The sequence below is a fragment of the Myxococcales bacterium genome (assembly GCA_016716835.1).
Classification (GTDB): Bacteria; Myxococcota_A; Polyangia; order Haliangiales; family Haliangiaceae; genus JADJUW01.
In genome coordinates this window covers 184,469-202,707 of the sequence record JADJUW010000003.1, presented here as the reverse complement: position 1 = coordinate 202,707, position 18,239 = coordinate 184,469, and the positions used below count along the sequence as shown (strand labels likewise).

Annotated in this window: 15 protein-coding genes and 1 pseudogene; 7 read left to right on the top strand and 9 right to left on the bottom strand. The window is 64.5% G+C overall.

Annotated elements, in window-relative coordinates:
* Positions 1-45 precede the first annotated feature (45 nt).
* Entirely contained in the window at positions 46-369 is a 324-nt protein-coding gene (locus tag IPL79_19610) for a hypothetical protein (GenBank protein ID MBK9073182.1), read from the bottom strand.
* Between the two features lie 21 nt (positions 370-390).
* Complete coding sequence (locus tag IPL79_19605; GenBank protein ID MBK9073181.1) at positions 391-1,956, bottom strand: acyl-CoA carboxylase subunit beta; 1,566 nt, start codon at positions 1,954-1,956, stop codon at positions 391-393.
* Positions 1,957-2,058: 102 nt separating this feature from the next.
* On the opposite strand from IPL79_19605, the gene IPL79_19600 reads away from it, so the two are divergent.
* Positions 2,059-3,501 carry a cellulase family glycosylhydrolase gene (locus IPL79_19600; protein MBK9073180.1) on the top strand — a complete coding sequence of 481 codons (1,443 nt, stop codon included), beginning with the start codon at positions 2,059-2,061 and terminating at the stop codon, positions 3,499-3,501.
* A gap of 107 nt (positions 3,502-3,608) precedes the next feature.
* Positions 3,609-4,541, top strand: coding sequence for an Hsp33 family molecular chaperone HslO (locus IPL79_19595; protein ID MBK9073179.1), 933 nt, complete (start codon positions 3,609-3,611; stop codon positions 4,539-4,541).
* A 9-nt stretch (positions 4,542-4,550) separates the two neighbouring features.
* On the opposite strand, the gene IPL79_19590 is transcribed toward IPL79_19595, so the two are convergent.
* The 5 genes from IPL79_19590 to IPL79_19570 are packed head-to-tail and all read right to left on the bottom strand — an operon-like array spanning position 4,551 to position 9,933.
* Positions 4,551-5,318, bottom strand: a complete 768-nt coding sequence (locus IPL79_19590) for an SDR family NAD(P)-dependent oxidoreductase (protein MBK9073178.1) — start codon at positions 5,316-5,318, stop codon at positions 4,551-4,553.
* A complete protein-coding gene (locus IPL79_19585; GenBank protein ID MBK9073177.1) occupies positions 5,318-5,590 on the bottom strand; it encodes a hypothetical protein in 273 nt (90 codons plus the stop codon). Before IPL79_19585 ends, IPL79_19590 begins: the two co-directional genes overlap by 1 nt.
* Positions 5,574-6,146: a TlpA family protein disulfide reductase gene (locus IPL79_19580; GenBank protein ID MBK9073176.1), complete on the bottom strand. Its 573-nt coding sequence runs from the start codon at positions 6,144-6,146 to the stop codon at positions 5,574-5,576. Before IPL79_19580 ends, IPL79_19585 begins: the two co-directional genes overlap by 17 nt.
* Before the next feature lie 17 nt (positions 6,147-6,163).
* Complete coding sequence (locus IPL79_19575) at positions 6,164-7,882, bottom strand: 2,3-bisphosphoglycerate-independent phosphoglycerate mutase (protein MBK9073175.1); 1,719 nt, start codon at positions 7,880-7,882, stop codon at positions 6,164-6,166.
* A gap of 8 nt (positions 7,883-7,890) precedes the next feature.
* Positions 7,891-9,933 carry a serine/threonine protein kinase gene (locus IPL79_19570; protein ID MBK9073174.1) on the bottom strand — a complete coding sequence of 681 codons (2,043 nt, stop codon included), beginning with the start codon at positions 9,931-9,933 and terminating at the stop codon, positions 7,891-7,893.
* A 78-nt stretch (positions 9,934-10,011) separates the two neighbouring features.
* Between IPL79_19570 and IPL79_19565 the strand changes: the two genes are divergently transcribed.
* The gene (locus tag IPL79_19565) at positions 10,012-11,304 is read left to right on the top strand and encodes a serine/threonine protein kinase (protein MBK9073173.1); all 1,293 of its coding nucleotides are present in this window, start codon (positions 10,012-10,014) and stop codon (positions 11,302-11,304) included.
* 5 nt (positions 11,305-11,309) lie between these two features.
* On the opposite strand, the gene IPL79_19560 is transcribed toward IPL79_19565, so the two are convergent.
* Entirely contained in the window at positions 11,310-12,038 is a 729-nt protein-coding gene (locus tag IPL79_19560) for a hypothetical protein (protein ID MBK9073172.1), read from the bottom strand.
* A gap of 99 nt (positions 12,039-12,137) precedes the next feature.
* On the opposite strand from IPL79_19560, the gene IPL79_19555 reads away from it, so the two are divergent.
* Positions 12,138-13,064: a hypothetical protein gene (locus IPL79_19555; GenBank protein ID MBK9073171.1), complete on the top strand. Its 927-nt coding sequence runs from the start codon at positions 12,138-12,140 to the stop codon at positions 13,062-13,064.
* Positions 13,065-13,234: 170 nt separating this feature from the next.
* Here the strand turns inward: IPL79_19555 and IPL79_19550 are convergent.
* A pseudogene (locus tag IPL79_19550) lies at positions 13,235-13,435 on the bottom strand (hypothetical protein).
* A 1,251-nt stretch (positions 13,436-14,686) separates the two neighbouring features.
* On the opposite strand from IPL79_19550, the gene IPL79_19545 reads away from it, so the two are divergent.
* From IPL79_19545 to IPL79_19535, 3 genes are all read left to right on the top strand, one after another.
* Complete coding sequence (locus tag IPL79_19545; protein ID MBK9073170.1) at positions 14,687-15,565, top strand: RluA family pseudouridine synthase; 879 nt, start codon at positions 14,687-14,689, stop codon at positions 15,563-15,565.
* 341 nt (positions 15,566-15,906) lie between these two features.
* The gene (locus tag IPL79_19540) at positions 15,907-16,911 is read left to right on the top strand and encodes a hypothetical protein (GenBank protein MBK9073169.1); all 1,005 of its coding nucleotides are present in this window, start codon (positions 15,907-15,909) and stop codon (positions 16,909-16,911) included.
* Between the two features lie 27 nt (positions 16,912-16,938).
* Positions 16,939-18,204: a DUF2130 domain-containing protein gene (locus IPL79_19535; protein MBK9073168.1), complete on the top strand. Its 1,266-nt coding sequence runs from the start codon at positions 16,939-16,941 to the stop codon at positions 18,202-18,204.
* Positions 18,205-18,239: the final 35 nt, after the last annotated feature.

The window sequence follows — 18,239 nt, the reverse complement described above, 5'->3', positions numbered from 1 at the left end:
TCAGCATCTCCCAACGTGATGCCACTCCTCAACTAGCGGCGACCGTCACGGCGCCGGCCAGCACTTGGTGAGCTGATCGAGCGTGCGCGCCTGCAATTGGCAAGCGACGGAGGCCGGCGAATAGTCGCGGCGGCAGCGCGCGACAAACCCGGCGCCCATTTTTTTGCGCATGCCGATGAGCGAGGCGTCGTATTGCGCCTTTTGTTCGGCGGTGAGCAACTTTAGCCCGCGCGGCGCGGCATAGAGCTCCACCGTCTTGTCGAGCAGGCGCTCGCATTGCGCGGTTGCGGCCTTGTCGCCGCAGCCGCCCCACGCGGCGAGGCTAGCGAGCGCGGCGGCCAAGGCGATCGTGAACGTGCGATGCGACATAGGCGTGGGGTGGGACTGCCGCTAGAGCGGGATGTTGCCGTGCTTGCGCGGCAGGTTGGTCTGGCGCTTGTTGCGCAGCATGTGCAGCGCGCGCACCAAGTGGCTGCGGGTCTCGCTCGGCACGATGACGCCATCGATGTAGCCCAGCGACGCGGCCTTGTACGGATTGGCAAACCGCTCGCGATAGTCGGCGGTAAACTGCGCGCGCGCCTCGCCCCGCGCCGTCTCATCGGCAATCTTGTCGAGCTCGCCGCGAAAAATGATATTGACCGCGCCCTCGGCGCCCATCACGGCGATCTCAGCCGATGGAAAGGCCAGATTAATGTCGGCGCGAATGTGCTTAGACGCCATGACGTCGTAAGCGCCGCCATAGGCCTTGCGCGTAATGATCGTCACCTTGGGGACGGTGGCCTCGGCAAACGCATAGAGCAGCTTGGCGCCATGCTTGATGATGCCGCCGTACTCCTGCGTGGTGCCGGGCAAGAACCCTGGCACGTCGACAAACGTCACCAGCGGGATGTTGAAGCAGTCGCAAAAGCGCACGAAGCGCGCCGCCTTGACCGAGGCGTCGATATCGAGGCACCCCGCGAGGTGCGCCGGCTGGTTGGCGACAAGGCCGACCGAGCGGCCGCCGAGATGCGCAAAGCCGACCACCATGTTTTTGGCGTAGTCTTTTTGCACCTCGACAAAATGGCCATCGTCGACCACGGCCAAGATGAGTTTTTTCATGTCATACGGGCGATTGGACTCTAGCGGGACCAAGGTGTCGAGTTCCTTGGCGACGCGCGCGGGATCGTCGTCGGTCGCGACCATCGGCGGCTCATCGTTGTTGTTGCTCGGCATGAACGCGAACAGTTCGCGAATACGCGCCAAACACGACAGCTCGTCGGTTTCGGTGAAATGCGACACGCCCGAGCGCGCGGCGTGGGTCTTGGCACCGCCGAGCTGCTCCTTGGTGACATCCTCGTGCGTGACGGTCTTGATGACCTCGGGCCCGGTGATGAACATGTAGGAGGTGTTCTCCACCATGAGAATAAAATCGGTAATCGCCGGCGAGTACACCGCGCCGCCGGCGCAGGGCCCCATGATGGCGGAAATTTGCGGCACTACGCCCGAGGCCAGCACGTTGCGGGTGAAAATGTCGGCGTAGCCCGCGAGCGATTCGACGCCTTCTTGGATGCGGGCGCCGCCGGAATCATTTAGCCCAATCACCGGCGCGCCAATCTTAGTGGCCAGATCCATGATCTTGGTGATTTTTTGCGCGTAGGCGCCAGAGAGCGATCCCCCAAATACGGTGAAGTCTTGCGCAAACACGCACACCGTGCGGCCCTCAATAGTGCCGTAGCCGGTGACCACGCCGTCGCCGAGGATCTGCTGCTCGCCCATACCAAAGTCGCTGCACCTGTGCGTGACAAACTTGTCCATCTCGACAAAGCTGCCGGCGTCGAGCAAGGCATCGAGGCGCTCGCGCGCGGTGAGCTTGCCGGCCTGGTGCTGCTTGTCGATGCGCGCCTGACCGCCACCTAGCTCGGCTTGGCGGTCGAGCTCCTGCAGGCGGGCAAAGGGATTGTCGATGAACTTGGTCATTACTGGCGGCGCTTATACCCCAAAGCGCGGGCGCGATCTATGGGAGGCCATGAGCTGGGTATAATGCTGGGCTTTCGTAGACGGCTGCCTTAGGATCTCGGCGTGCGCACCTCGGTGTCTCGACAATTGCTCTCACTGAGCGCACTTGCCGGCGTCGCGGCCTGCGGCAATGGCGCGCCAGCCCCGGTCGACATGCCCGGCGCGGACTTGGCGATCCATGCCGATGGTGAGTATCTGCGCGATCGCGAGGGCCGCGTCGTGATCTTGCGCGGCATGAATTACGCCGGCATGGAGTTTGGCAATTTTGTCGGCGCCCCAAATGGCCCCGCCGCCGAAGACTTTGCGCAAATGGCCAGCTGGGGCGTCAACGCGGTGCGGGTTGCGATTTCATGGCAATACCTCGAGCCTGAGCCTGGCGTATTTGACGAGAACTATCTCATCGACAATCTCGATCCGGTCATCGCCTGGGCGGCCGCCAATGACATCTTAGTCATTCCCGAGATGCACCAGTTTTATACCTCACCGTGCTTTGGCGATACCAACGAGCCCCCGCAGTGGAGCGGCATTGGCTTTCCCAGCTGGACCTGCGAGGGCCAATACACGCCAGAAGAGCACTTTAAGGCGATGTGCGAATTCTTTGCGGGCAAGCTCGCGCCTGATGGCCGCACCCTGATCGAGCATTTTACCGACGCCTGGCGCCTGGTCGCGACGCACTATGCCGGCGATCTGCGCATCGGCGGCTTCGATCTTTTTAACGAACCCATGTGCGTTGGCAATCTCCGCGACTTCCAGCGCGATCACCTTAACCCCGTGCTGCGCGACGTACGCGAGGCGCTGCGCGGCGCCGGCGCGGAGCACACATTTTTTTATAGCCCGGTGGTGACGCGCAACCTCGGCTTTGGCGTCGAGCCTGAGTCGATGGGACAAAATGTCGTTTATGCGCCGCATTTGTACACACAAACCGGCGGCCTGCCGACGTCCAAGTACGGCGGCAACATCGACCTCATCACTGCCGACTACGAGCAAGCGCGCCTCGAGGCCGCCGTCATGGGCGCGCCGTTCATCGCCGCCGAATTTGGCGGCAGCACGCAACCCGAAGATGGCTTCCTCGCCGCGACCACGGCGTTTTTGGCCGATTCGCAACGCGTGCAAGATGACTTCTTGGTCGGCGGCCTGTGGTGGGCTTTTTTTCCTGGCGACAATATCTTCAGCCTCGTCGACGCCGCGGGCACACCCAAGGGCGAGCTCGCGGCGACGCTGGCCCGGCCCTATGCGCAACGAATTGCCGGCGCGCCAACCGCGATGGCGTACGATCACGACGCCAGTCAATTTTCACTCACCTACGACACGCGATTGCCGGGCCTGCGCAGCGCGCCAACGCAACTCTATGTGCCGCCCGCGTGGTTTGACGCTGGCTTTGACGTCAGCCTCACAGACGGCGCCACCTACGAATCGTTGCCGGGCAGCCTGCGGGTGCACGTTACCACCGCCCTTGCGGGCGAGGTCACCGTTATCCTTCAGCGACGCGCGGCGCGCGGGCCGTGAGGCGGCGCACGGCGCCAATTGGCCGCTGCCGCCCAAAGCACCGACGCCCCCAGAAATCGTAGACTCGCGCGATACTGCCAGGCCGGGCCGTCTGCTAGGTTGCCGGCATGTCTAGCGCCTCTGATAGCCTGGCGAAGGGCCCCGCCACCGATGCCGTCGTGCGCGCCATGACCAACGACGGCGCCTTTCGCGTGATCGGCATCGTTTCAACGGGCACCGCGCAGGCGGCGGTCGCGCGGCAACAAGCAACCGGCGACGTGGCCGTGCGGCTCGCCGAGCTGCTCACCGCCGCCGTGCTGATCCGCGAAACCACGCAGCCAACGCGACGCGTGCAGGTGGTGTGGACCGACAACGATGGTCAGATGCTCGTCGCGGATGCCCTTGCCGACGGCAAGAACCGCGGCATCGTTTCGCCCGGTCGCGGCGAAGACGACGGCGCTGATGGCCACGGCGCGCGCAACGGCGACAACACCCTGCAAGTTAGCTACACCCTGCGCAACGGCTCGCTGCACCAAAGCATGATCGCGGTGCCCCAGGGCCAAGACATGAGCGCGGCGCTCATGCGCTACATGCAGGAGTCGGAGCAGACGGTGTGCATTGCGCAGCTGTGCGCGATGCCTCACGGCGGCGCCCGCCGCGACGACGACGCGCCCGCGGTGCGCGCCGTCGGTGGCTACCTGGTGCAATTGCTGCCTGAGGCCACGGTCGAGGTCATCGCCGAAATGACTGACAAGGTTAGCGCCCTGCCCGCGCTCTCGCACTGGCTCGAAAATGCGCAAGATGCCCGCGGCGTCGTCGCCACCTTGCTCGATGGGTTCGCCTACACCGAGCTTGCGGCGAGCGATATAACCTTTGGTTGCACGTGCAGCGAGGAGCGCTTCATCATGGGCATCCTCACCTTGCAGACGACCGATCTCGAGGAGATCTTAAACGATCCGATCATCGAGGTCAGCTGCGACGCGTGCGGCCAGCAGTATCACATCGCCGCCGAGACCGTGCGCGAGATGCAGGTTGCGGGCAAGCGACGCTATGAGGCGTAAGGCGCCACGTTAGCTCGCAGGGTCGCGATGCACCGCGAAGCCCGCCATGGCCTGCGCCGTGGGCATGAGTTCGATTGAATTAATGTTTACGTGCGCCGGCGTCGATAGCGCGTACATGATCGCATCCGCCACGTCATCGGCGGTGAGCGGCTCCATGCCCTGGTAGATGTCGCGGGCCTTGGCCGCGTCGCCGCCGACCCGCACCACGGAAAATTCGGTTTCCGCCATGCCCGGCTCGATCGACGTCACGCGCACGCCGGTGCCGAGCAGGTCGGCGCGCAGGTTGTATGAGAACTGCCGCACGAAGGCTTTGGTGGCGCCGTAGACATTGCCGCCGGGGTACGGATAGGTCCCCGCTACCGAGCCTAAATTGATGATATGGCCGCGCCGCCGCTCGGCGAGGCCTTTCACCACCAGCTGCGTCATGTGGACCAGCCCGGTGATGTTGGTCTCGATCATCGCATGCCAATCCGCAAGCTCGACGTTGGGCACTTTGCCAACGCCGCGCGCGAGGCCCGCGTTGTTGATCAAAATTTCGACGGGCGGCAAGGTTGCGGGCAGCGCCTGCACCGCCGCGGCCAGCGCGGCCTCGTCGCGCACATCGACCACCACCGGCACCAGCCGCGACCCGAGCTCGGCGGCCAAGGCGTCAAGCCGCTCGCGACGACGGCCGATCGCCACGACGTGCGCGCCTGCGCCATGGAGCCTGCGCGCGATCGCCGCCCCAAAGCCGGCGGTGGCGCCGGTCACGATGGCGGTGCCCGTCGTCGTCCACATCACAGACACTGCCGGATCGCGACGCAATCCTTGGCCGCGTCCATGCACGCGATGTGGGTATCGACGGATTTTTTGCCGACCACGTCGCGCTCAAGCGCGGCACAGGTCGAGACGCATTCGGCTTCGTCGAAGGCCTTGTTGTCCGCGGGTATGGCGCAATCGGCGCCGCGCGAGCAATACTCGCGACACCGTTCGCTCGCCGGCGTGCGGCAACCCGCGCTCGCCGCCACGATCAGCAGCAACGCCATCACGCGGCTAGCGCACGAGCTCATCGATGACCTCTCGCAATTCTTTTTCTTCGAGCGCGCCGCGCTTCATCGTCCGCCGATTGCCGGCGCGATCGTAGATAAACGTGGTTGGAATGGCCTCGGGATAGCCAAAGGCCAAGAGATTGTCATTGGTCGCGGGAATCACCGGATACGTCATTTCGTAGTCGCTCATAAAATTGAGCAATATGCCTGGCTCTGGCGCATCCGTCATGACGCCGAGAAACACCACGCCTCGATCTTTGTAAGCGGTATAGACGCGATTGAAATCGGGAATTTCTTTTTGGCAGGGCTTGCACCACGTGGCCCAGAAGTTCACCACGACCACCTTGCCTGCGAGCGAGGGGGCGGCAAACACGATGCCGTTGTGATCGACAAAATCGAGCTTGGGCAGGCAGTCGCCGCGCCCAGGATCGCACGCGGCGGCCGCGGCCGGCACGACCCGAGCCGCGACGCCGGGGGGGCCATCGCCCTGCGGCCGCGACGTCACTTGCACGACGATGAAGGCGATCAGCGCGAGCATCAGCACCACCGCGCCGCCTACGAGCACCTTTACCTTCATAGCCCCGTCACCATACCCTACCGCCGCGCCAGAAGGGAGGGCAACATGCCCTCAGGCGCCTGGTAGCCGAGCAATTCTAAGCATGTTGCCGCGACATGGCCAAGGCCGCCGGCAGGCGTTACCGCAACTTGTGGCGGGGCAGCGCGCCAGATGCGTTGCGGCGCCGCCAACGCGTACTCGCCTGCATAGCTCGGGTCGTAGATCATAAAGGGCACCGGCGCAAGGCTATGGCTGGTCTTGACCAGTGGCGCGCCCGTCTGCGCATCGCGCAGCGTTTGGCCGCGCTTGTCGCGCTGATACATCTCATCGGCGTTGCCGTGATCGGCGGTGAGCACCAAGATGCCCTGATGCTGCTGCACCGCGCGTTGCAAGCGCGCCAGCTGCAAGTCGACGGCCTCGATGCCAAGCACCGTGGCGTCAAACGCGCCGGTGTGCCCCACCATGTCGCCATTGGGATAGTTGACGCGGACAAAGCGCGGCGCGCCGGGCCCACGATCGGCAAGCCGCGTAATCAACGCATCGGTGATTTCGGCGCATTTCATCCACGGCCGCTCGTCAAAGGGCGCCCGATCGGAGTCGATCTGCACGTAGGTCTCGTAATGCGGATCGAACATGCCGCTGCGGTTGCCATTCCAGAAATAGGTCACGTGGCCAAATTTTTGCGTCTCTGATAGCGCGAGCTGTGGGACGGCGTTGCGGGCAAGGTATTCGCCCATCGTGTGCTCGATGATAGGCGGGCTTACTAAGTAGTGGCGCGGCAGCTGCAAGTCACCGTCGTATTGCATCATGCCGGCGAAAAAGAGGGAGGGAACGGGGCCGCGGTCAAACGGCGCCCACGGCGCCTCGGCGGCGGCCTCGAACGCGCGGGTGATTTCGATCGCCCGATCGCCGCGAAAATTAAAAAGAATGACGCTGTCGCCGTCACGCATCGGCGCGATAGGTGCGCCCCCATCGGCGTCCGCAATCACAAACGCCGGCAGGTCCTGATCAATGATGCCGGGCGCCTCGCCGCGAAACGTCAAGATCGCTTGCGCCGCGCTGGGAAACCGCCGCGCCTCCCCGTGCACGTGGGTTCGCCATCCGCGCGCGACCATGTCCCAGTCGGCCTCGTAGCGATCCATCGTGATCGACATGCGCCCGCCACCCGAGGCGATGGCCGCTTCACATCCACCCGCACGCAGGCTCGCCAGCTCGCGCTCGAGCACCTCGATATAGGTGAGCGCGCTGGTCGGCGCGACATCGCGCCCATCGAGCAAGATGTGCACGAACAAGCGCCGCACCCCTGCGGTGGCCGCCGCGCGCAACATGGCGATGAGATGATCGATATGCGCATGCACGTTGCCGTCGGACAATAAGCCAAGCAAGTGCAAGGCGCCTCCCTGCGCGCTGCGGCGAACACAGGTGACAAAGGCCTCGCTTCGCATGAGCGCGCCGCTGGCGATGGCCCGTTGCACGAGCGCCGCGCCCTGCGTAGGCACCATGCCCGCGCCGAGCGCGTTGTGGCCAACCTCGCTGTTGCCCATGTCGTCATCGCTCGGTAGGCCGACCGCCGTGCCATGCGCGGTCAGCGCACGGGTGTGTCCGAGCGCCGCGATCGCGTCGAGCGTGGGCGTTTTCGCCGCGACCACGGCATCGCCGGCGTCACCTGCCCCAAGCCCAACGCCATCGAGCACGACCAAGACCACTGGCCCTGGTCGCCCAGCAAACCGCGAATTGCGCGCCAACTGCCAATTCATGGCAACGGCTACCTTCGCTCCAACCGCACGGTGGGCGTCTCGTCAAAGTTCACAACCCATTGTACGCGCTGCCCGCCCGGCGTCGCGCTCTCGATCACGCTAACCCCGCGCGCCTCGACCGCTTGGGCCTCAAGCGGCGTCGTACCAACCATTTTGCCCTCGACATACACTTCATCGCCACGTGAACCATGCACCGTCAGCGTCGCCACCGGCTGCAACTCCGCCATGATGTACGTGGTCGTGCCGCGCGCCACGGTCACCTCGCGCACCACCTCCTTAAAGCCCGGCTTGCGCACCGCAATGGTATTTGGCTGGTCAGGCGTTAGGGCAATCGCGCCACCAGCTGCGTGGGGGGCACCGTCATTTACCGTTACGACCGCGCCAGGCGTTGTTGCATCGACCCAGGCGCGCGTCGGCCCTTGCTGCGCGAGATACCAGGCAAACCCAATGGCGGCTGCGCCGCCCATGGCGCCAAATGCCGCTAACCAGGCGATCAGCGCATGGGCCGTCCAACCGCTGCTCGGCGTGGCAAGCGATGCGTCCGAGGATGGCGTGGGCGCGGCGGCGGGCACGTACGGACTTGGCGCGTCCACGGCCGCGGACATTTGTTGCGAGGCAAACGGCGGCGGCGGTGGCACCGATGGCATCGCCGGCCGCGAGCCCGAGGTTAGGTGCGCCGGCAACGCGTGTGGTGCGGGCGTCGGTGACATGAGGACTTGCGGCGGCAAGCGCTCCGCGGTGAGTTCCGAGGCTCGCCGCGCGCGCGTCGACATATCGCGAGGCCTGGGCGCCGGTGGCGCGCCGAGCGAGTCGCGGCGAAATTGCGCGCGCGCCGCCTCCAGCTTGGCCGGCGCTTCGCCGATGCCCATATCCGTCTCGGTGAAGATTAGGCTGTTGGTGTCGCCGACCTCGCGGTCGTGCATCATCTGATTGGTTTCGGCGAAGCTCGAGATCTTGCGTGCCGAGGCCTGGCGCGGCGCCACGGGCCCTACCCGCATGGGCGTGGTTTGGGCCGCCACCACCGCGGGCGCCGCCGCGCCCTTTACCGCGGTCGCGCGCGCCGCAACCAAGGCCGCATCTTCCTGGGTAGGGACGTTCGAACCAAGGGACACGGCGTCGGCGGCGTCGCCACCCTCGGCGCCGACGCGAGTGCGAATGTAGTCGCTGAGCATGAGCGCGTTAAAGGGCGCGCTGCCGCGCAAGAACGCGTCGAGCGCGACGGCAAAATCGCGCGCCGAGGCAAAGCGATCGCCCGGACGCTTGGCGAGCGCGCGCATGATGATGGCCTCGAGCGCCGGTGGGATCTCACGACGCAGGGTGCTGGGCGGCGCGACCTCGGCCTTGCGCACCATCTCAAGCACAACCGCGAGATCGTCATCAACGAATAACATCTGGCCTACCAGCAATTCATACAGCACGATGCCCATCGAAAAAATATCGGAACGCGCGTCGATGGCCTCGCCCCACGCCTGTTCCGGCGACATGTAGTAGTACTTGCCCTTGAGCACGCCAATCGCGGTTTTCTTGGCGCGCATCGACGCCTTGGCGATGCCGAAATCGACCAGCTTGACCTCGCCGGTATAGGACACCAGGATGTTTTGCGGCGAGATGTCGCGGTGAACAATCCCCAGCGGCGTGCCATTAGGCGCCGTCTTGCGATGCGCGTAGTCTAGGCCTTGCAACGCCTCGCGAATGACGTACGCACACAGCGAGACCGGCAGCGGCACGTCGTTGTCACCGCTGTAGCGCAACACCCGGTAGAGATCGACGCCGTCGATGAACTCCATCGCGATGTAGTAAATGTCGCCGACGCGGCCGAGATCGAAGGTCTGCGCGATGTTGCCGTGCTGCAGCTGCACCGCCAGCTTGGCCTCTTCGACCAACATAGCGACAAACTCGGCGTCCGAGGCAAAATCGGGATGGATGACCTTGAGCGCCAGAAACTTCTCAAAGCCCGCAAACCCTTGGGCCTTGACCAGATAGAGCTCGGCCATGCCGCCCGAGGCGATGGGGCGGACCAGTTCGTATGGTCCAAACTGCTGCCCGCCCATAGGCCATAAAGTATACTGCAAGTTCGCGGCTAAATGCATGTTCCCCGGGCGGCCAAACCGGGTACCATTTTAGCTTCCATGGAGCGCGCACCAAGCGAAACCAAGCTCTCGGCGGGTTCGCCCGAGGCGCCGGCGCCGTTTGGCAAGTACTGGCTGTTTGGCCTGATCGCACGCGGCGGCATGGCCGAGGTCTATCGCGCCCGCGATGGCAAGGACCCCGAGGCACCGGTGGTCGCGATGAAAATCATGCGCCCCTCACTGGCGCGCCAAGCCAAATTCGTCGACATGTTCAATCGCGAGAGCAAGCTCGCCAAGCTGCTCAAGCATCCGTGCATCGTCGGCACCGTCGATGCGGGGCGCTGCGAGGGCCGCCATTTTTTGACGCTCGAGTACATCGCGGGCTGCGATCTATCCGAATTGCTGAAGCGGTGCCAACAGAGCGACACCCGGGTGCAGGTGCCACACGCGCTGTATATTGCGAGCAAGATCGCCGAGGCCTTGGCGTTTGCGCATGGCATGGTCGACGCCGAAGGTCGCCCCTTGCAAATCGTCAACCGCGACGTCTCGCCGGCGAATGTCCGAATTTCGTACGACGGCCAGGTCAAGCTCCTAGATTTCGGCATCGCCCAGGCGCAGCTGCGTTTCACCACCGAGATTGGCACCCTCAAGGGCAAATACAGCTACATGTCGCCCGAGCAGATTCGCGGCATGCCGCTCGACGCGCGCTCGGATATATTTTCGCTCGGCATCGTGCTGCACGAGCTGCTCACCACCGAGAAGCTCTTTCGCGGCGACACCGAATTTGGCCTGATGGAAAAAGTGCGCAAGGCCGAGGTCGCCGCGCCATCGGCGCAAAATCGCCGCGTGCCGCCTGAGATCGACACCATCGTGCTGCGCGCGCTTGCGCGCGATGTCGAGGCGCGTTATCAGACCGCCGCCGAGCTGCACCAAGATCTCGAGGCGGCGCTTAAGCCGTTTCATTTTGAGCCGCGCGAGCTGCGCCAGTTTGTGCGCCAAATGTTCCGCAAAGAGCTCGCCCTCGAGGAAGAGGCCATGGCGACGATCGCCGCCTACAAGATGCCCGAACCGTCCGCGTCACTTTCGATGAGCCGCACCATCACCAATCCACCCGGCATGGGCGCCGCGGTCAGCGCCAGCGACATCTCGGATGCGGTCAATACGGTGCGCTTGCGCGCGCTTGCACGCGACAAGGACAAGACCGATCTAACCACCACGCCGCCACCAATTGACTCGGGCCGCATTGCAACCGGTGCCGGCCGCGATCCGACCGCAACCGGCGTGTCAACCGGTGGCGCCGCCACGCCGCAGCTGCCACCCAAAAAGTGGTGGGAACGCATTATCGGGCGCTGATCCCGCTACAGCAAGCCCAAGCGCAGATACGTCTCCGCGCGGTCGCGCGCGATGTCATTAGAGATGGCCTGTACGTCGGCCGCCTGCGCGCGCATCGTTTCGTGATTGCGCGACGCAATCTCGTCCGCGGTGCTTTGGCCGATGAGCGTTTTGTGGCCGATCAGCGCGGCCAGCTGCTCGCTGGGTTCGATCATGTTGGCGCCACCTCGTGTAACCGATTCAATGGTGGTGCGCCGCGCGAGCTGCAACATCGGATCGGGCGAACGTCGCACGAACGGCAAGAGCCGACTGGGCGAACGCAGGTCGGGCTCGGCAGCCGCTGGATGAAAATCGGCGATGACGAGGCCGGGCCACGCGCCGAGTTTTTCTTGCACGCCCGCGTGCGCGAGCAGCAAATCCCGCACTTCGAGTAATTTCTTTGACGACATGTTCGAAGCGGCAAACACGATCATGCCAATGGTAGCAACCGGACGAGTGCGCCCGGTTGGCGACGTGCCATCGGCGGTTTCCACCACCGGCTCGCTGGCACGTACAAACTGGCCAAGCTGCGCCGCCAAGGTAGCCAGCGAGGTCGACACGGCGACTTCGATCCATAACTCCTCGCGGCTGCGCGTCGCCTTAGCCCACGGACAAAAGTTAAACGGCTCGACGACTTCTTGTAGGTACCTCATGAGCAAGCGCTCGGCCTCGGTGCGAAGCTCAAGCGGCACGATCGGAGGCACGACGGCGGACATGATGGTCGGCCATTGGTAGCAAGGCGCGCCCGCGATCGCATCAGGATTTGCGCGCCAAATGCTTTTGCTGCATGCTGCGATGCATTCCACATGGCGTTGCTGCCTGCCACCTCGCGTTTTGCGCCATCGCCGACCGGCGAGCCCCATCCCGGCACCTTGCTGTCGGCGTTGCTCGTCTGGCTTGATGCCAGGCACGACGGTGCGCAGGCGCTGCTGCGCCTCGAAGACGTCGATCATACCCGCAGCACCCCGGCGCTGGCACAGGCGATGATCGACGGCTTGGCATGGCTTGGGCTTACGTGGGACGCCGTGGTCTTGCAGTCAAAGCGGCGCGGCGCGCACGACGCCGCGATCGATGAGCTCGCGAGGTTGGGCGTTTTGTACGCGTGCACCTGCAGCCGCAAAGCTCGCGCGGGCGGGCGACGTGCCGCCGACGGCAGCTTGATTTATGACAACCGCTGCCGCGAAAGCGTGCTAAGCGCGGCGCAATGGCGATCGTCGCCAGCGGCGCTGCGCGTATGCCTGCCCGACGGCGTGGTGCAGGTTCGCGATGAAGGCGGCGCCGACCTGTCGCAAGCACCCGCGCGCGACCTAGGCGATCCGGTCGTGCGCAGCAACAACGGCGCCATCGCGTACATGCTCGCGGTTGTCGTCGACGACGCGGCGGACGGCATCACGCGCATCGTGCGCGGCCGCGACATCGCGCCGAGCACGGCGACGCAGGTGGCGCTGCAACGCATGCTCGGCTACCCCACGCCGACCTATCGCCATCATCCGTTGCTGCTCGCCGCCGAGGGCGAAAAGCTCGCCAAGCTGCACGGCTCGTATCCCTTATCGCATTTGCGTGCCGCCGGCCTCACCGCGCCGCAGCTCTGCGGCATGTTGGCCGCGCTCATGGGCCTCACCAGCGAGGCGACGTCCACCTCACCGGACGCCCTCGTGCGCGATTTTTCGTGGCAACGCGTCGCCGCGGATGACGTCGCGGTGCGCTTCGATCCTGCGCAAGCGCGCTTGTTGCCGGTTTAGGACGGACACAGATGCGACGCCGCGGCAAGCCCCGTGGCGCCCGCGTTCCCGCCGCTGCCGCCTACACCGCCCGCGCCAGGAGTTAGCGTTGAAGCTTCCACGGTCAGCGTCGTCGCGCCGGCACACACCAGCCCGATCGACGGACCACCGCCACCCCCGCCACCTTGGCCGCCACGACCACCACCACCACCACGCCCCCCGGCAGCGCCATTGCCGCCGTCGTCTTGTTCGCCGGAACCGCCGTACGGGCCACCCGCGCCGCCATTGCCGCCGTTACCGCCATTGCCGCCGACGCCGCCCGGCCCACCGGTGCCGCCACCACCCGCGGTGAGCCGCGATGAGGTCAACAACAGATTGCTGTCATATGAGATGACGGCGAACGAACCACCGGCGCCGCCACCACCTTTGCCGCCCGCACCCCCGCAACCGCCGCCGCCACCGCCGCCGCCCGATGAGCCGTAGCTGTTGCACGAGTCGTTGCCGCCACCACCACCACCACCGCCACCGCCACCATTGCCATGGCCGCCGATCACGCCATCGCCACCCTTGGCACCGATATAAGCGGCCAGCGTAAATGTGCCGAGCGCGCCACCGCCGGCGCCCGCCACGCCAAGCGTGCCCGCGCTGCCGATGCCACCGCTGCCACCATGACCGCCGCCGCCGCCATAACCGCCAAAACCACCCGCGGTGCCGATGCTGCCGATTCCGCCAGGATCTGCGGCGCCGCCACCTTGGCCTGGTCGTCCTCCGACGCCACCACTGCGGCTGCATGATGAATATCCGCTCGAGCCACCCGTTGGTCGCGCACAACCTGAGCAAAATAGACCTGCGTCCTGTTCACAACCAGGCCGACCAATGCCGCCCGCGCTGCCGCTTGCGCCAACCGTGCCGGCGCCGCCTACCGCGCCATCCGCGCCCCGTCCCGCCAGCACGTCGACATCGCGCAATTGCACGTCGCTGCTGCCGAGCAACACGATGCCTATCGAACTTTGGCCGGCGTACTCCGCATCCGCGCTCTTAACGACCACGCGATCGAGCACGGTTTTTGCTGACAGATTATTGAAGATCACCGCAATCAGGCCGCCGCGAATTTCGGTGGCGATGGCGGCATTTTCGGGACGCGCCCACGCGGCGTCAAACCCGCCATGCACCGCGACGCCACTGGCCATCGCGATCGACTCCGCATAGATGCCGGCGCGCACAAACACCGCGCGCGTCGTCGGGGTAGCTGCGGCGGCCGCGATGCCGGCGCCGATGGTCTTTTTGGGTGCCACCTTAGTGCCGGCCGCGGCATCGTCGCCGGCCGTTCCATCGACGTAAATGGCGTCACACGTAAGGTCGCCGCAATCGACCGGGCTGGGGGTTGGCGTCGGGTCGGCATCGGGCGTCGGCGCTACCGCCGAACCCTCGGCGCATGCCAAGAGGAGAAACGCGACCAGGCTGGCAAACGCTCGCATGCGCGCAGCATCACAAAGTTGCCTGGGAGGCGCAATTAATTATCACCCCGTTCGGGGTGCCAGGGCCCGTGGTACGGTATGGCGCACTGCACGGACACGGCTTGGTATGACACTTCCCACAAAACCTCGTGGCAATGCACGACGCCTACGCGTTTGGCGGCTGAGGTGCGTAAACACACGGATCAGGCGTGGACGCAGGTCAAACGATGGATCGAAGGCGGCAAGCTGGCCGTCAACGGCCGCGTCGTGGTCGATCCGGGGTTTTTACTCCATGCGGGCAACATGATCGAGCTGAACCTGGGCGCGCCCAGGCCCATCGACCTCTCGCGCGAGGCCGTGCTCGCGTATGATGATGCGCACGTCGTCGTCATCGACAAGCCGAGCGGCATCTCGAGCGTGCCGTACGACCATCGCGAGGGCAACACGGCGATGGACATGATCCGCGCCGCTTGGCGACGCGGTGGCAAGGGCGCCACGGAGATTCCGTTGCACGTCGTGCATCGCATCGACAAGGCGACCTCGGGCCTGCTCGCGTTTGCCAAGTCTAAGCGCGCCGAGCTCGGGCTGGGCACGCAATTTCGAGATCACTCCATTTCGCGGCATTACCTTTGCCTGGTGCACGGCATGGCGGGCAGCAAGCGCATTGAGAGCTACCTCGTCGCGGATCGCGGCGACGGCATCCGCGGCTCGACGCGGCATCTCAATCAGGGCAAGCGCGCCGTCACGCACGTCACCGTGCTCGATCACAACCAGGATGTGTCGCTGTGCTCGGTGCGGCTCGAAACCGGCAAGACGCACCAGATTCGCATCCATCTCTCCGAGGACGGCCATCCCTTGCTCGGCGAAGAGGTTTACATCCGCAATTGGCGCAAGCACGAACACACCGAATATCAGGCGCCGCGCCTCATGCTGCATGCGGCGTCGCTTGGCTTTGTGCATCCGGTGACCGGCCTGCGCGTCGACTTGAGCAGCGCGCTACCCGCCGATTTCGTGCAGACCATGCATCGCTACGGGCTTAAATTTCCGGTCACCACGGCGACGTAAGTCGCTGGCACCATCGTCACCAAGACTGAACGTTACCCACCGCTTAATTGTTCGCCCTCGTTGATGTTTTTCGTTGCAAGCCAAGGGCTTCGATCATAACCACGGTGGCCCGCCGCTCCGCCACACCAACGAAGAAAGCGAACCCCGCCATGCAACGTAGGCATCGAACTTTACACAGCGTCGCCCTCCTCATCGCAACGTCAGCCCTCGCCGGAGGGTGCAAGCAGTCATCTAGCTCCAAAACCGAACCGCCTTCCGCTCCAGCGAACGCTGCCCCGACACCCGCGACGACCGCGGCCGCACCTATCGCAGCGACCGAGTTTCCCACGGGGCGCTTTAAAATGACCCAGGAGCCCAACGGGACTGAATTTTGGATCGAGATTTCTAAGTCAGGTACAAACTACGCGGTCAACCAATGGCAGACCGATAGCGGGAGCAGCGAATCGCAGCTCCGCAAGGCACAAGCGGAGCGCGCGACATGGCTAACGCTTGCCGCTTCCACCCCCCAAGCGCTGAAATTTAAATATCAATGCGAAAACAGCGACCATCAAGGCAATAGCACCGTGGAAGGCTTCGCCACCTTGACCCGCGTTAGCGACGGCGAAATCCGATACGCGCTCGTCTCACCTCCCAGCGTTGGTGCGGCGTGGGATTGCAATGGCGACTTCGATGTCGAGTTTAACAGCTACAAAAAGATGGGCGAAGCGCTCGGCGAAGCCAAGCCTCTCGCCGCGGCGCCCTCATCAAGCGACGCCTCGTTCATTGCGGGACGCCCATACGAAACGCTTTTTGTGAAAGGCGCGACCTGGACCATCAAGAGCCGCGTCCAGCTGACCCGCGGCGATGAGATTCAGAAGGGCCCTAGCTTCAAAAAAGAAGCCAACGCGCTCAGCAATACGTGCATCGTCGAAGCGGTGGCCCAGCGACCGGGCAAAATTGGCGCCACGATCAGCTGCTCACCGCACACCTGGCAGCCCAAGGCGACGAACGGCGCGATGCTTGGCGCATGGCCGCTGCCGGGTGGCTTCTGGATCGCGAGCGAAAAGGGCCTGCAGCTCGTCTCCGGGGCGGAAACCCTCGAGACCGCGATCACCATGGACCTTAAACCGGACGGCGATGCCGTTTCGCAAGTGCTGGTCAAGCCCGCGCCAAGCGACGCCAAGGCGTGTTTTCCCGTAAAGTTATTTACCGAGGAGAGTGCCTACGAATTTTCGCTATGCATCGAACGCGCCCTTGGTTTTTCCATGGTCGAAGCCTCAATCAATTGGAGCGCCGACGTCGAACCCGAGGGGTTAACCGGCAAGACCACGGCTATCAGCTATGCGGCACCTACCGCCGCCAAGTGACAGGGGCGCGCGTTAGACTGACGCGCCATGCCTAACATTACCTGCCCCAACTGCCAGCACGCGTTCGAGCTCACCGATGCGGTGCGCAGCGAGCTGGAAAAGCAGGTGCGCGGCGAGCACGCGGCGCGCTTAGCCGACGAGCGCAAGGCGCGCGAAGCAGAATTTGCGGCGCGCGAGGCGGTGCTGGTCAAGCAAGCCGCCGATGCGCAGGCTGCGCTAGAGGCGAAGTTTGCCAAGGCCAAGGCTGAGGGGGCGGCCGCGCTCGAGGCCGCGGTCGCCACGCGTCTAAAAGACGAATATGAGGTCAAGCTCGGCCTGCTCACGCAAACCAGCGCGGATAGCGCCGCCAAGCTCAAAGCCGCGCAAGCACGCGAACTTGAGTTTCTCAAAAAAGTCGAAGCGCTGACGTCAAAAGAGGCCGAGCTCGAGCTCCAGCTGCAGCGCACGCTCAGTGAAGAGCGCGCCAAGCTCGCCGAGAAAATCCGCCAAGAAGAAGGCGAAAAAGCCAAGCTCAAGGAATCCGAGTGGGATCTACGCCTTAAGGAAATGGCCTCCAAGCTCGAACAGCAAAAGGCGCTCGCAGATGAGATGCAGCGCAAGGCCGAACAGGGGCTCACCCAACGCCAAGGCGAGGTCATGGAGGTCGCGCTCGAAGAGCTCTTGCGCGCCACCTTTGTGCATGACGAAATCGCCGAGGTCGGCAAGGGCGTGCGCGGCGCCGACTGCGTGCAGACGGTTCGCAATCGCCAGGGCCAACCTTGCGGCACAATTATTTTCGAGAGCAAGCGGACGGCAGCCTTTGCCGGCGACTGGATCGAAAAACTCAAGACCGACATGCGCGCGTGCGGCGCCGATGTCGCCGTGCTCGTGACGCAGACGTTACCCAAGGGCGTCGAGCGCTTTGGCGAAAAGGAGGGCGTGTGGGTGTGCACATTTGCCGAGGTGGGCGCGCTCACCCACGTGCTGCGCGAAGGCCTGTTGCGCGTCGCGGCGGTGCAGAAGAGCCAAGAAAATCGCGGCCACAAGACGCTGATGCTTTATGAGTATCTCACGGGCAACGAGTTTGCCGAACAGTGGAAGGCGATCCGCGAGGCCTTCGCCGCCATGCAGGGCAGCATTCAAAAAGAGCGCGATGCCATGGAAAAACTGTGGAAGGCGCGGGAAAAGCAGCTGGCCAAGGCCCTTATTAATATGGCCGGCATCAAGGGCTCCATCGAGGGCATCTCGGGCCAAGATGTTGGCCTAGAGTTGCTGGACGAGGCAGCGCCGGCGGAGCTGCCAGAATTGGTTTGACGCGGCGGCTGGCCGGCGATCCCCAGCGCACGAGG

Excerpts from the sequence above, each read along its gene's own strand:
- IPL79_19590 (MBK9073178.1), bottom strand. The coding sequence starts at position 5,318 with ATGTGGACGACGACGGGCACCGCCATCGTGACCGGCGCCACCGCCGGC.
- IPL79_19595 (MBK9073179.1), top strand. The coding sequence starts at position 3,609 with ATGTCTAGCGCCTCTGATAGCCTGGCGAAGGGCCCCGCCACCGATGCC.
- IPL79_19585 (MBK9073177.1), bottom strand. The coding sequence starts at position 5,590 with ATGAGCTCGTGCGCTAGCCGCGTGATGGCGTTGCTGCTGATCGTGGCG.
- IPL79_19565 (MBK9073173.1), top strand. The coding sequence starts at position 10,012 with ATGGAGCGCGCACCAAGCGAAACCAAGCTCTCGGCGGGTTCGCCCGAG.
- IPL79_19540 (MBK9073169.1), top strand. The coding sequence starts at position 15,907 with ATGACCCAGGAGCCCAACGGGACTGAATTTTGGATCGAGATTTCTAAG.
- IPL79_19570 (MBK9073174.1), bottom strand. The coding sequence starts at position 9,933 with ATGGGCGGGCAGCAGTTTGGACCATACGAACTGGTCCGCCCCATCGCC.
- IPL79_19575 (MBK9073175.1), bottom strand. The coding sequence starts at position 7,882 with ATGAATTGGCAGTTGGCGCGCAATTCGCGGTTTGCTGGGCGACCAGGG.
- IPL79_19605 (MBK9073181.1), bottom strand. The coding sequence starts at position 1,956 with ATGACCAAGTTCATCGACAATCCCTTTGCCCGCCTGCAGGAGCTCGAC.
- IPL79_19610 (MBK9073182.1), bottom strand. The coding sequence starts at position 369 with ATGTCGCATCGCACGTTCACGATCGCCTTGGCCGCCGCGCTCGCTAGC.
- IPL79_19535 (MBK9073168.1), top strand. The coding sequence starts at position 16,939 with ATGCCTAACATTACCTGCCCCAACTGCCAGCACGCGTTCGAGCTCACC.
- IPL79_19580 (MBK9073176.1), bottom strand. The coding sequence starts at position 6,146 with ATGAAGGTAAAGGTGCTCGTAGGCGGCGCGGTGGTGCTGATGCTCGCG.
- IPL79_19560 (MBK9073172.1), bottom strand. The coding sequence starts at position 12,038 with ATGTCCGCCGTCGTGCCTCCGATCGTGCCGCTTGAGCTTCGCACCGAG.